Raw genomic sequence first — 12,688 nt, 5'->3', positions numbered from 1 at the left:
AGCTAAAATCGGCGGAATCCAGCAACTTGCACGGGGTATTCCGCTTTTGTTCACCGGCCCCCGACGGGCAGCTTGCGGGATCAAGGCGGTTGAGGATAATGCAAGTCAATGCCGAGGCGGACCTTCCGCCGTCACCGACCGGGAACCCTGAGCGCATGGCCTGCTTGCCCGAGGACGACGCTCCGATGATCGACGCAGCGGATGCCGACGGGCTCGCGACGCTGATGGACGGCTCCTTCCTGACCGAAGCGGTCGAACTGGCGCCGGTCGGCATCGCGCTGCTGCACGGTCCGGATCACCGGTTCACCTACGCGAACCGGGCCTACCGGCGCCTCCGGGAGCCGGGGAGCGGGTTCATCGGGCTGCCGGCCGCGGCCGTGTTCCCGGAGTTCGCCGACGCGGGGCGGCTGCCCCTGGTCGACGAGGTTTACCTGACCCGCCGGACCGTCAGGCGGCGCGAGTTCGCCGTGCTGACGAGCGCCGGCGAGCCCGCCTACTACGACTTCGACCACGTCCCGCTGGCCGGGGAGGACGGCACCGTCCGGGCCGTCCTGGTCCTGGCCTCAGACGTGACCGACAAGGTCACGATGCGCCGGGCGGTCGAGGCGCGCGCCGCCGAGGCGGAGACGGCGCAACGGCTCCTGGAGGGACTGCTGGCCTACATCCCGGAGGGCATCACCATCGCCGACGCGCCCGACGTGACCATCCGCCATGTCAGCGCGTACGGGACATGGATGACCGGCCGCACCGCCGGGGAGCTGGAGGGCATCCCGGCCGACCAGCACGTCGGCCGCTGGGACATCTTCCGCGCCGACGGCGTGACCCGCGCCACCCCGGACGAGCTGCCGCTCACCCGCGCCACCCGGCACGGCGAAGTGGTGACGGGCGAGGAGTGGGTGCTCCGGCACGCCGACGGCAGGGCATTCAGCATCCTGTGCAACGCCGGGCCGATCCGGGCGCCCGACGGCACCGTCACCGGCGGCGTGATCGCCTGGCGCGATATCAGCGCCGTCAAGCAGGTCCAGGCCGAGCTGCGCGAGGCGCTGGCCCAGAAGGAGCTGCTCCTCGGCGAGGTCAACCACCGGGTCAGGAACTCCCTGCAGCTGGTGTCGTCGCTGCTCGGCCTGCAGGCGCGGGAGACCGCGGGTGCGGAGACCCGCCGGGAGCTGGAGGCGGCGGCGGCGCGGGTGCGCGCCATCGCCAAGCTCCACGAGCGTCTGTACCAGGGCGCCAGCGTCGAGCGGGTGGAGTTCGGCGCCTACCTGCACTCCCTGTGCCGGGACCTGGGCGAGGCGGCGCCGGAGCATGTCTGCGAGGTGCAGGCGGAGGCGGCAGACCTGCCCACCGACACCGCGGTGGCGCTCGGGCTTGTTTTCGTCGAGCTCGTCGCCAACGCGATCAAGCATGCCGGCCCGGCGGAGGGCGACCGCCGCATCGCCGTGCGGTTCGGCCCGTCCGGCGCCGGAGGCGTGGAACTGAGCGTGCGGGACTACGGGGTCGGACTGCCACCCGGTTTCGTTCCCGGGCAGGCGACGCCGGGCTTCGGCATGCGGGTGATCCTGGGCATGGCGCGCCAGCTCGGCGCCGAGTTGCGGACCGAGGATGCCGCTCCCGGTGCACGCTGGACGCTTCGCCTGCCGGGGCCGGGGTAGATGTTCTGCCTCAAGCGGCGCCAGTCCGGTCACCGATGCCTCGGAGCCGAGCACGCCCTGTGCACCCGCGTCCTCGACAGGTTTACCTTCTTGTCCTGACGGCGACCATCGTGGTGCTCGTCCTGCTCTGGGAAAGGCAACCGCTCGCCTCGATCGGCTGGCACGGGTTCGGAAGCGGGTCCTTTGCCTGGGGGCTGGCCCTGTCGGCTCTTCTCATGTGGGTTCTTCACTCTGTCCTGGCCCGTATCCTCGACAGCCTGTGCCTTGGTGGGTTCGACGATGGGCGCCAGGATCTGCTCGCCAACATCATCATTGCCCATGCCGTCACCGACACCGACACCGTCGGGCTGCTGGTCCTCCGGCCGGGATGGCCGCGTTGACTAAGCTCGGGCTCCGATTTTCCAGCGGTTGTGCCCGCCCTGCAGCGCCCGCCCGGGCAGACCGACGCCATGCCCCGAGAAGGCTGTTCCCTGTGCACGGTTCCGGGAGAACGACACAGGATGGTTCGATTGCAATTGGCGAACGCTCCATTTTGTGCAAAAATAAGGCCGCCTTCGACAGGCGGCCTGAGTCTAGGGAGGAGACACCCAAAGAAGGTGTCGCGGCACAGCAGCCGTACTGGGCAAACAGCCTCAATGCCAACTCTGTTCAATCGAAAGTGCCGGCATGCGTACCTGCATTTTCCTGATGCCGTTTGGCTGCCTGGACTGCATCCGGCCCAAGCCCGCGTGCCATGCCCCCGGCCTGGCACGACCGTCCCGGCGGTGGAGCCTTGCTGGAGTCCGATCTGCCGGGCGAAGTCGTCCTGTCCGGCACTTTGCCGGGGAGCCGGGGGCGCACCTCGTTTACAGTGCCGTGCGCTAAATCCGAAGCATCCCTACCGTTCTTTTGGCGTTGCCGGGCGACATCACGCTCCAAAGCGATCCGGATTTAACGCGATCCGCTGTAGTACTACAGCCGGGACTTTTCGACAGTCCCAATGATATCAATAATTTACGGGACAGGGCAAAACCAAGGCGATTCAGCTAACTTATTGATATCGTGGGACAGATCCGATCATTATCGGAAAGTCCCGGCTGTAGTAGTAGATCACGTCGCGGATACCGGCAACCGTGCCGGCGAAAGTGCCGTTTGCCGCGTTGATCCGGATCAGTCCGGAAATGTAGCCCCTGTACTCCATATGGCTCCTCCCCTCCAGTCGGCCTGCGCCGCGAAGCGCCTGTATGAAGTTGCCGTCACTGTAGAGTGCAGGCCAGTAATTTCTGCCGAACCAGCGGGTCGCCGAGGCTGCCGACGCGGCGGTAGCGGGCATCGAGCGTCTCCGGCCGGAGCTTTGCCTGATCGACATCCATCTTGCTGACTCCTCCGGGATCGATGTCGCGGAACGCGTCCTGAGGCGCTTCGACGTGCCCGTGGTTCTGATGTCGGCCGATGACCAGCCGACCCTGCCGGTTCCCTTCATCCTCAAACCCGTGTCGCCGTCGAAGCTGTTCGCGACGATCGACAGGGCACTGGGCTCCAAGTCCCCCAGCCACCGCCACGCCGTGCCTGTCCAGCACCCGGGTCACAGCGACGCAGGCCCGGGCCAGCAAGTCCCCGCATCGTCTTGTACAAGCGATCGATCCCCGACGGGAAGATGATCAGGCCCGCTCCCGCACCGAACCGCGAGGAACGGCAAACCTCGGCGGATCAGACCGCACATCCCTTCCGGAACCATGGGAAAAACCCGCTCCGTCCCGTTCCGGAGCGGGTTTCCCCCCACTGCGACCTCCTGATCTGGAGGCCTTCGCCTTCCCTCACCAGGCCGGGTGTGATTTCCCGAACAGAGAGCTGAGGTTGATTTTTACCTTCGACCCGATCTCGGTGAAAGACGTTGTTCCACCCATGGGATGCGTATTTTGCTCGGAGTTAACGAATCATTAAAGAAAAACCCCAACGATCGCTTCTCATTTCATCGCGGCGTGGGAGCGGGCCATGGATGTCGGACGGGCGGAGGGCGGACGGGTTCTCGTGTGTGAGGACAATCCTCTCATCGCCGACGGCTGGTCGGCCATGTTGAGGAACGCCGGCTACACGGTAGTCGGTCCGACGCCGAGTGCGGAAGCTGCGTTGGAGCAGGTGCAGCGGCAGGTACCCGATCTGGCGCTGGTCGACATCGGCCTGCTCGGCGGCGTCGATGGCGTTTCAGTCGCCGTCGAGCTGGCGTCGCTCGGGGTGTCGATCATCTTCGTCACGGCCGACTACCGGCGGGCGGCGGAGGCGCGCCACTGTGCGACCGATATCCTGATCAAGCCGGTGACCTATTCCGCCCTGGTCGGGGCGATCGCCGCCGCGTTCGAGCGGAAGGGCAAGCCGAGCTGACCGGGGTCGCTCAAGCCGTTCGAAGGGCCCCGCGTTTTCGGATGATGCAGCTGGATTTCCAGGATGTCCGCAAGGGGAGTTACGGACGCGGGCCGGATCGTCTGTAATTCAGGGGAACTTAACTTCGAGGGCGTGATGGTCCCCAATCCCCCGTGCTGCCCCCGGTGCGGCAGTCGCCGCGTGATCCGGTTCGGCTTCGTCGCGGGCCGGCAGCGCTGGCGCTGCAGGCGATGTCGTTACCAGTTCACCCGCCCTGAAGAGGACGGCACGCCGGAAACGGATGCGCCGCCGTCGGCCTGCACGGATCCGATCCGCCCGTCAACGCCGCCGCTCACCGGCTCGAAACCCGGCACAGTCGGTGTCGAGCCGGGTGTCCGGCTGCGCCGATCTCTGCCGTGCCTGGCAGCCAGCGAGCGACGACTGCCTTTCAACTACACCATAGCAGATGGCACAGCAGTGAATAAATAATGGAAAATGCAGTCCTAAACTATTGCTTAAGCTACACGTGAATAAAAAACCATCCGGTCGAGATCGGAAAAAGAAGCTTTGCTGCTGGGTACGCACCCGGTATCGGTCGCTTTTGACCGCCCCTATCTCTACATCTTCGCTTGTTGATCATGGGTATGTGCGAATAATGTCTATTCGAAGTTTGATCATGCTGGTGATCGGTGCCCTGGCTGCAGTCGTTCTGGCGAGCACCCTGTGGATCGCGGCCGACGCCTGGACACGCCACCGTGGCACGCAGCTGGTGGCCGAAACCAACCCGGTCAGCGATCAGCTCCTGTCAGCCGCGGGCCACTGGGCGGTCGAGCGGGGCGCCACGGCCGCCGCACTGGCGGCGGCCGAACCCGCCGCTGCCGGCGCGCTCGACCTGATCGGCCAGCGCCGCGAAGCGGCCGACACGGCGATCCGGACGGCGCTGGCGGAGCTGGACCGGCTCGACGACGGTCGCGAGACCGGCCGGATCCGCACCGTCGAGGAACTCCTGGCCTCCTTCCAGGATACCCGCCGACAGGTGGACCGGAACCTGGCCCTGCCGAAGGATCGGCGCGATGGCCTGGTCCTGTCCGGATGGGTGCCGGCAGCCACGGGACTGATCATGGCCAGCCAGGACCTGAGGTTGGCCGTGACGAGGGGCACCGGGGACCGGAGCGCCACCCTGGCCAACCTCCAGGCTCTACGGCACTTTGCCTGGATCATGAGCGAGTACGCCGGACGCGAACGCGCGCAAGTCGGCGGCACCATCGCCGCGGGCGAGCCCCTGAAGCTCGAGCGGGCCGCTCTTCTCGCCGGCTACCGCGGCCAAGTCGAGCTGGCCTGGACGATGGTCCAAGGGCTCGCCGAGAACGCGCCGCCGGATGTCGCGGCTGCCGTCACCAGCGTTCGGTCGGGGTTCTTCGATACCTTCGAGCAAACCCGCAGGCACGTGTACCGCGCCGGCACCGGAGGAGAAGCCTATCCGATCGATGCCGCTGCCTGGATCGCGACATCGACACGGGCGATCGACACCATCCTGGCCCTGCAGCAGGCGGCGACCGGGGCGATCGGGCAGGAGGTCGAGACGTCGTCGCGGGCTGCCCTGTGGCACATGATGGTTGCGGCCCTGACACTCACCCTGGGAGCCGGCCTGGCGGGTTTGTCGTTCCTGCTCGTCGGCAGAAGACTTGTCCGCCCGCTGCAATCCATGACCACTGCCATGCGCGACCTGGCCGGCGGCAACCTCGCCGTCGTCATCGCCGGTACCGAGCGCCGGGACGAGTTGGGCGCCATGGCGCAGGCGGTCCAGGTGTTCAGGGACAACGCGGTGGAGCGGGTCCGGCTGGAGGAGGCGCAGGCGGCCGAACGGGCCGCCAAGGAGGCGCGGGCGGCGGCGGTCGAGCGGCTGATCGGCGGCTTCGAGGGCGGCGTCGGCGAGATCCTGCGCACGGTGGCCTCGGCCGCGACCGAGCTGGACAGCACGGCCCGGAGCATGGCGGCCATTGCCGAGGAGACCTCGCGCCAGGCCACCGCCTCGGCGGCCGCGGCCGAGCAGACGTCGGCCAACGTCTCGACCGTGGCGGCGGCATCCGAGGAGATGACCGGCTCCTTGCAGGAGATCTCGCGCCAGGTGGTGCGCTCGACCGGCATCGCCGGCCAGGCGGTCGAGCAGGCCGGGCGGACCAACGACACGGTCCGGGGCCTGGCCGAGGCGGCCGGCCGGATCGGCCAGGTGGTCGGGCTGATCCAGTCGATCGCCAGCCAGACCAACCTGCTGGCACTGAACGCCACGATCGAGGCGGCCCGGGCCGGCGAGGCCGGCAAGGGCTTCGCCGTGGTCGCCTCGGAAGTCAAGAACCTGGCGACCCAAACCGCCAGGGCGACCGAGGAGATCGCGGCCCAGATCGCGGCCATGCAGGCCGTCACCGACGGAGCCGTGGCCGACATCCAGGGCATCGGCGGCACGATCGGCGAGATGAACGAGATCACCACCACGATCGCCGCCGCGGTCGAGGAGCAGAGTGCGGCGACGGCCGAGATCTCGCGCAACGTCGCCCAGGCGGCGGCCGGCACGGCCGAGGTGTCGGGCAACGTCGTCCAGGTCACGCAAGCGGCCGGCCAGACCGGCGCGGCAGCATCCCAGGTGCTGGGCGCGTCGGGCGAGCTGGCCCGCCAGGCCGAGGCGCTGCGGCGCGAGGTCGAGCGCTTCCTCGCCGGCATCCGCGCCGCCTGAATCAGCAAAGAGCGGGCCAGCCGTCGCGGAGCGGCCGGCCCCGCGCCCCTTCCGATCCGCCCTGAGGAGATCGAAAACCATGCACCCGACACTCGCCGCCCGCCGCCTGGACGTGCTCCGCGTCCGGCTGGAGAAGGACAAAGCCACCGTGCTCGGCGGCCTCGACCAGATCGAGGAGCTGGCCCAATGGCTCCAGGGACAAACCGAACAGGATCTCTGCCTGGCCCTAGGGCCGGTCATCGAGGCCCTGCGCCGGGAGATCGACACATTGGATGTGCGGTCCCCGGGGTCGGCAGGTCGGCTGAAGAACTTGGCGGCACGCCTGGACGACGTGTCCCAGGTCATCGTCTCGCAGGTCCGCGCCTTGGCAACGTCCTGAAGACGGGAGCGAGTCAGTTCACACGCGTCGGCCCTCTCCCGAGTGCCCTTGCTAAAGCACGTAACGGCGCAAATCTTGGCGGTAGCGCAGCCGAAGGCGGGGCGCGATCACCCAGGACAGGGCGTGGAGACAAGAACACTGGCAACGACGACCGGGACTTGGATCTGCGCGTTGGCGGCCAGCACGGGAATGCCGGGAACGAGAACGGCACCGAAATCAAAGACCACGGCATCGACCATCATGAAAACCAGCGAAGCGATCTGAAATCGAACCGACATGACATACCCTTCCTGGCACAACGATCCCGATGCTCAGTGCCTCATGTCTGTCTCGCTAAAGGTGCTTCAACCGGGGAGTCTGGCCGGGACCGGTGATGGCCCGGCCCTGACACGCGTTGCAGACCCGGCGGCAGTATAGCACCTGTCCGTTACGAGACCCCGGCGTCGTCCCCGTTCATCCTGTCCAGGAGGAGATTCGCACCTCCTGGGCCACCAGCCGGTTCCACCCAAAAGACTTAATTCAGTTGGAAGACGCGCCTGTCACGCCCCTCAGGCCGTTGAAGCCGTGTCGCCTTTCTGGCTGGTATGGCGACCGTCTGACAAGCAAGCAGTGAAGTCGGAACGAGAGGCCCACGCCACCGCCCTGGCGTGGGCCTCTCTGCTCCGCGGTTGATGGCTGGCGGGGCAAGGTGCGACCCTCCCGGACCGGGGCTTACCCGGCGAGGCGAAGCGGTTCGCCGGACGGGCGGGCGTCGCCATCCTGCCGGACCATGATCCAGGCGATGATCATCATCGCGCGGCGGCCGGCCTCGAGTTCATCCAGTTCGGGGCGGATCTCCAGGGCGATCGCCCGCGCGGCGAACCAGGCATCGTAGAGCGACCGGCGGCGCTTGCGGGATAGCTCGCAGGACAGCGCCACGGCGTAGCGCAGTTCGGTATCGGTCTCGACGGGTAAGGGAGCAGGCACGCGGTCAACCTCATGATAAGCGAACCGGAGGATACGGGCCGGGCAGCTAACAAGCGGTTGCCGACGAAAGCGTCTGTCGCCGAACGACCCTGGCCCGGTCGGCTGCCGGGTCACGACGATGCCGTTGCCCAAGGCTTCCGGAGCCCGGTTCAGGCGGACGGGACCGCCGCGCCGAAGCTCACCCGGCACTCGGTCCCGGGATCGGCGTTGCCGATGACGACGGCGGCGTCGATCTGCCCGGCGAGCGACAGGATGATGCGCATGCCCAGCGAGCGGCTCCGCCGCAGGTCGAAGTCGGCCGGCAGTCCCCGGCCATGGTCCCGCACCACGAGCTCGACCCGCCCGCCGACGGTCCGGAGCACGACCCGGACCGGACCGCCCGTGCCCTCGCCGTAGGCGTACTTCAGCGCGTTGGTGACGAACTCGTTGACCATCAGCGCGACCGGAACCGCCGTGTCGAGGGGGACCGGGACCGGGGCCGCCTCGACGGTGAGCGTGACGCCGTGGGGCGCCGACGACTGCAGCCCCGGGGCCAGGGCCTGCAGGAACGTGCCGAGGTCCACCGCGCCCACCTGGTCGGCCCGGTAGAGCTGCTCGTGCACCGCGGCGATGCTGCGGATGCGGCTGCCGGTGTCGAGCAGCGCCGCCCGCGCCGCCGGATCGTCGATCGAGCGCAGCTGCAGGCTAATGATGCTGCTGATCAGCTGGAGGTTGTTCTTGGTGCGGTGGTTGACCTCGCGGATCAGCAGCTCGTGACGCTCCAGCAGCCGGCTCTTCTGCCGCAGCGTCCGGCGCAGCTCGAGCTGGGCCATGACCTGGTCCGCCAGCGCCCGCAGCGCGAAGCGCTGGTCCGCGTCGAGGTCGCGCGGGCGCCGGTCGAGCACGCACAGGGTACCGATGGCGTGCCCGTCGGCGGTCTGCAGCAGGCAGCCGGCGTAGAAGCGCAGGCCGTCGTCGGCCGTCACCAGGGGATTGCAGCACAGGCGCTCGTCGCGCAGCGTGTCCGGGACGACGGTCAGGCCGGGCCGCAGCAGGAAGTGGCGGCAGATCGACACGTCGATCGGGGTTTCCCGCACACCCAGGCCAAGCTCGGCCTTGAACCACTGGCGGCGGCTCTCGACCAGGTTGATCACCGCGACCGGCACCGCGCAGATCCGGGCGGCGAGTTCGACCAGGGTGTCGAAGGCGGCCTCGCGCGGTGTGTCGAGGACCTGGTAATCGTGCAGGGCCGCGAGCCGCTCGGGATCGTCGGCAGGGTCCGGTTTCTCGTCCATCTGTGCCTTGCGTTTCTCGGTGGCGAAATCCCGGCCCGGTGCCGACACCTGGAAGCAGCCAGGCTCCTATCCGGGAATGCGTTGCTGTGACTCCTGCCTGGGCATCGCAGCCCGAATAGCGTTCACCCCGGCGATCAGCTCTCCGTTTCGATCAGATACCTTGAAGTTATAGGATCTTTAACATGCCGGGGCCAGTCTGGCGCGCACGCCCGAGGCGCTGACGCTGACATCTCCGGAGACATCCATGGGTTCCGCTCCCGTCCTGAAAAGCCTTGCCGAACCGGATCCCGGCCACAGCCATGACGCCGCAGCCGGCCGGCCGACCCGGGTCCAGGCCGAAGCCGCGGTGCGTACCCTGCTGCTGTGGGCCGGCGACGATCCGGACCGCGAGGGCCTGCTCGGCACGCCCGACCGGGTCGTGCGCTCGTCCGGGGAGTTCTTCGCCGGCTACGGCGTTGATCCGGTCGGGCTGCTGCAGCGCACCTTCGAGGAGACCGACGGCTACGACGAGATGGTGGTGCTGAGGAACATCCGGTTCGAGAGCTACTGCGAGCACCACATGGTGCCGATCATCGGCCGGGCCCATGTCGGCTACCTGCCCAGGCACCGCGTCGTCGGCATCAGCAAACTGGCCCGAGTGGTCGAAGCCTACGCCAAGCGCCTGCAGATCCAGGAGAAGATGAGCTCGCGGATCGCCAACACGATCGAGCAGGTGCTCCAGCCGCTCGGCGTCGCGGTGGTGATCGAGGGCGAGCACCAGTGCATGAGCACGCGCGGCGTCCACAAGCCAGGTGTCAGCATGGTCACCAGCCGCATGCTCGGCGCGTTCCAGGCCGACCCGACAACCCGCCGGGAGTTCCTGGCCATGATCGGCGGGCCGGACCGGGGCTGAGCCCGTGAAGCGGCTCCGGTCGGGAGATGCCGTGTGCTGAAGCGGCTTGTCACTCTGCTGCTTGTCCTGGTCCCGGTTCCCGCATCACGTGATCCGGATTGTGCGGCCTCTCCGGTCCACGGCACCGTGGCGGAGACGAGGGCCGGATCAGGCGTGGTTATTCCGGAGCCGACCGGCCCGGTCGTTCTCACGATCGATGGCAGGACCGGGTTCCCCGCCCCGGTTCGGTTCGGTTCGATCGCGGGGCGCTGGAAGGTCTCGGACTGACCCGCCTCACCACCGCGACGAACCGGATGGCCGCCCCCTTCCTGTTCGAGGGAGTGCCGCTGGTCGCCGTGCTCAATGCCGTGGGAACCGATGCGACGGCCACGACCCTGGTGCTGACGGGGCTCGACGACCTCGCGGTTCGGGTGCCGATCGCCGGCGCCCGGACCTGGCCGGTGCTGCTGGCCCTGCGGCGCGACGGCGCTTTCCTGTCGCGTCGCGACGGCGGACCGATCCGGATGGTCCACCCGCCGCGCAGGTCCCCCGAACCCGGTCAGGACATGTACCTCCTGCGATGGGTGGAGCAGCTGAAGTCCATCACGGTCGAGTGAAATCGGGTGCCCAGAGTTGTGGCGGTGTTCATCCGCCCAAGAACCGGGCAAGGGAAAAGCAGTGCCCTCGCCGGGCCGGCATCTCCTCCGGTTGCCGGTGGCAACCGGAGGAGAGCCAGAAGGGTATTCATCGGGTGGGGGTCAACAGGGTTCCGCCCACGCTCCGCGCTGCGCTTGTGCGCGCGGGTCCCCGCGAACCCTGTTGACCTCGGCCGCTGACGAGCCGGTCGCCGCTCGGTGGCGGCTCGACTCACGAACGCATCGGAAATGCGGCTCACACCGGCCTCGGTAGTTGACAACCCCTCCCGTCAACAGCGCCTTGCCTGGCCGAGCGGGCTATACAGGTCTTCAGCCGGGCATCGTCGAAAACGAATAAGCTTGGCCAAAGCCAGAAAAGCCCGACTTCCTGCCTCCTCCCATCCATAATCCCCTTATCTGCCCGTTGATATAATAACGTAGCATGTTGATGTTGTTTTATATGAAAAGCTGCTGGAAATGCCATGAACGCGGAGTGGTTTCAACAGCAACTTGCCCTTAAACGATTGAGCCAGCGCCTGCTCGCGCGCTATCTGGGCCTCGATCCGAGCGCGATCACGCTGATGTTCAAAGGCAAACGCCGGATGCAGTTGGATGAGGCCGCTCGGATCGCGGAGTTCATCGGTGCACCGATCGAGGATGTCCTGAGTAATGCCGGCCTGGTACTGGAAGGGATCAGATCAAAAAGAATAAACATCGTTGGCCATATCGAGCACAACAACCGGTTGGTCGAAGATGAAGTGTCAACACAGGACACCTTTATAGTTCCATCCAACATTCCGGAAGGGACCGTGGGAATAAGAGTTCTTAACACATTATCTCCGCTTCATAGAGCAGTTCTCTATTTTAGAAAAGAAAACATCGTTGATGCCGGATCGATTGGGCGGCTGTCCATAGTCACCCTGCCGAATGGAGAGGCCTATCTGGCCTATGTCGACAGAGGAACAGAGCCAGGATTATACAATCTAAAGTTTATAGGGGTCGAAGGCTGTGACAAATCGGTTCCTTCAGGAGGCAGACCGTTTCCCCTGGATGATGTTTTACTGAAGAATGCCTCCCCGATCCTTTGGATCAAGCCTTGATCATTTGAGCATTTCTCAGCTTCGACGATTTGAGTTGACTACAACATCTTGTATATCAAACTTCATCTCTCAGAAGAATTTGGTTGCTGAAATAACAATGAACTGTTTATGGTTACCGTATCGACACGCCATGACGGAGCAGTCCAATCATGAGTGGTCATCATCGATACTCGATCAGCGTCCGCGGGGCAACCTACCAGCGCAGTATCCTGACCTGCAGCTCGGCAACCCATGATGCTCCGGTGGCTTCCATTATCGACACCACCGTGCCGGTCGGTGTCTCGCCCCGAATGGCTGAGTTGATCACCGACTACAAGCTTCTGACAGCCGGCACGGAGGCGGTTGATTCCGCCCAGTACTTCGACATCTGGGTCGACGCCGACGCTGCCGCAGCGCGCGCCATGACCGCGCTGACCAATGAGCAACCCGCCACGATGGTTGATTTCCTGGCAAAATTCACCGCGTTGGCGGAGGTGATCGAGGACGATACCGAGTTCTACATGCTTCGCCGTCTGGTCAAGGACGCTCACGTGCTGACGGACGCCGCGATGGGCATCAGCTCACCCGCGACAGCAAAAAACGGTGGGTCTGATGATACCCGGGGGCGACGTATCGTATGGATGAGAGGGCGGCCGTAGGGAACAATCGATTCCTGCTTTCCGGATCTCCCATCATGCCGCAGGGAGCTGGCGTCATCGTATTCCCCGGCCAGGGCCACGCATAAGCGATTGAGCGAAACA

Annotated in this window: 14 protein-coding genes; 10 read left to right on the top strand and 4 right to left on the bottom strand. The window is 66.2% G+C overall.

The features are described from left to right. Positions 1-185: 185 nt before the first annotated feature. Both IGS68_RS34950 and IGS68_RS34945 read left to right on the top strand, forming a co-directional pair. Positions 186-1,652: a sensor histidine kinase gene (locus tag IGS68_RS34950; protein WP_201083816.1), complete on the top strand. Its 1,467-nt coding sequence runs from the start codon at positions 186-188 to the stop codon at positions 1,650-1,652. A 110-nt stretch (positions 1,653-1,762) separates the two neighbouring features. Beyond that, complete coding sequence (locus IGS68_RS34945) at positions 1,763-2,032, top strand: hypothetical protein (protein WP_201083809.1); 270 nt, start codon at positions 1,763-1,765, stop codon at positions 2,030-2,032. Between the two features lie 855 nt (positions 2,033-2,887). On the opposite strand, the gene IGS68_RS34940 is transcribed toward IGS68_RS34945, so the two are convergent. After that, the gene (locus tag IGS68_RS34940; RefSeq protein WP_201083807.1) at positions 2,888-3,244 is read right to left on the bottom strand and encodes a hypothetical protein; all 357 of its coding nucleotides are present in this window, start codon (positions 3,242-3,244) and stop codon (positions 2,888-2,890) included. A 382-nt stretch (positions 3,245-3,626) separates the two neighbouring features. Between IGS68_RS34940 and IGS68_RS34935 the strand changes: the two genes are divergently transcribed. From IGS68_RS34935 to IGS68_RS34920, 4 genes are all read left to right on the top strand, one after another. Further along, positions 3,627-4,013 (top strand): response regulator, encoded by a 387-nt coding sequence (locus tag IGS68_RS34935; protein ID WP_201083805.1) that lies wholly within the window; start codon positions 3,627-3,629, stop codon positions 4,011-4,013. A 63-nt stretch (positions 4,014-4,076) separates the two neighbouring features. Continuing rightward, a complete protein-coding gene (locus IGS68_RS36415; RefSeq protein ID WP_371822014.1) occupies positions 4,077-4,481 on the top strand; it encodes an IS1/IS1595 family N-terminal zinc-binding domain-containing protein in 405 nt (134 codons plus the stop codon). A 187-nt stretch (positions 4,482-4,668) separates the two neighbouring features. After that, positions 4,669-6,723 (top strand): methyl-accepting chemotaxis protein, encoded by a 2,055-nt coding sequence (locus tag IGS68_RS36235; protein WP_305800096.1) that lies wholly within the window; start codon positions 4,669-4,671, stop codon positions 6,721-6,723. A 79-nt stretch (positions 6,724-6,802) separates the two neighbouring features. Next, positions 6,803-7,102 carry a hypothetical protein gene (locus tag IGS68_RS34920; RefSeq protein WP_201083801.1) on the top strand — a complete coding sequence of 100 codons (300 nt, stop codon included), beginning with the start codon at positions 6,803-6,805 and terminating at the stop codon, positions 7,100-7,102. A gap of 107 nt (positions 7,103-7,209) precedes the next feature. Here the strand turns inward: IGS68_RS34920 and IGS68_RS34915 are convergent, their stop codons facing one another. The 3 genes from IGS68_RS34915 to IGS68_RS34905 all read right to left on the bottom strand — a co-directional run bounded on the left by IGS68_RS34915 (position 7,210) and on the right by IGS68_RS34905 (position 9,390). Next, a complete protein-coding gene (locus IGS68_RS34915) occupies positions 7,210-7,380 on the bottom strand; it encodes a hypothetical protein (RefSeq protein WP_247881533.1) in 171 nt (56 codons plus the stop codon). Between the two features lie 433 nt (positions 7,381-7,813). Continuing rightward, complete coding sequence (locus IGS68_RS34910) at positions 7,814-8,068, bottom strand: hypothetical protein (RefSeq protein WP_201083800.1); 255 nt, start codon at positions 8,066-8,068, stop codon at positions 7,814-7,816. Between the two features lie 149 nt (positions 8,069-8,217). After that, positions 8,218-9,390 (bottom strand): sensor histidine kinase, encoded by a 1,173-nt coding sequence (locus IGS68_RS34905; protein WP_201083799.1) that lies wholly within the window; start codon positions 9,388-9,390, stop codon positions 8,218-8,220. A gap of 196 nt (positions 9,391-9,586) precedes the next feature. Here IGS68_RS34905 and folE point away from each other — a divergent pair, with 196 nt between their 5' ends. The 4 genes from folE to IGS68_RS34885 all read left to right on the top strand — a co-directional run bounded on the left by folE (position 9,587) and on the right by IGS68_RS34885 (position 12,586). Then, a complete protein-coding gene (folE, locus tag IGS68_RS34900; protein WP_201083798.1) occupies positions 9,587-10,234 on the top strand; it encodes a GTP cyclohydrolase I FolE in 648 nt (215 codons plus the stop codon). A gap of 293 nt (positions 10,235-10,527) precedes the next feature. Continuing rightward, positions 10,528-10,830 (top strand): molybdopterin-dependent oxidoreductase, encoded by a 303-nt coding sequence (locus IGS68_RS34895; protein ID WP_201083797.1) that lies wholly within the window; start codon positions 10,528-10,530, stop codon positions 10,828-10,830. A 500-nt stretch (positions 10,831-11,330) separates the two neighbouring features. Next, a complete protein-coding gene (locus tag IGS68_RS34890) occupies positions 11,331-11,948 on the top strand; it encodes a helix-turn-helix domain-containing protein (protein ID WP_201083796.1) in 618 nt (205 codons plus the stop codon). Between the two features lie 149 nt (positions 11,949-12,097). Continuing rightward, complete coding sequence (locus IGS68_RS34885; RefSeq protein ID WP_201083795.1) at positions 12,098-12,586, top strand: hypothetical protein; 489 nt, start codon at positions 12,098-12,100, stop codon at positions 12,584-12,586. Positions 12,587-12,688: the final 102 nt, after the last annotated feature.

Origin of the sequence: Skermanella sp. TT6, from assembly GCF_016653635.2 — a bacterium.
Lineage (GTDB): Bacteria > Pseudomonadota > Alphaproteobacteria > Azospirillales > Azospirillaceae > Skermanella > Skermanella cutis.
Note: the sequence above shows the minus strand (reverse complement) of the source record. Positions and strands in the feature narration are given on the sequence as shown.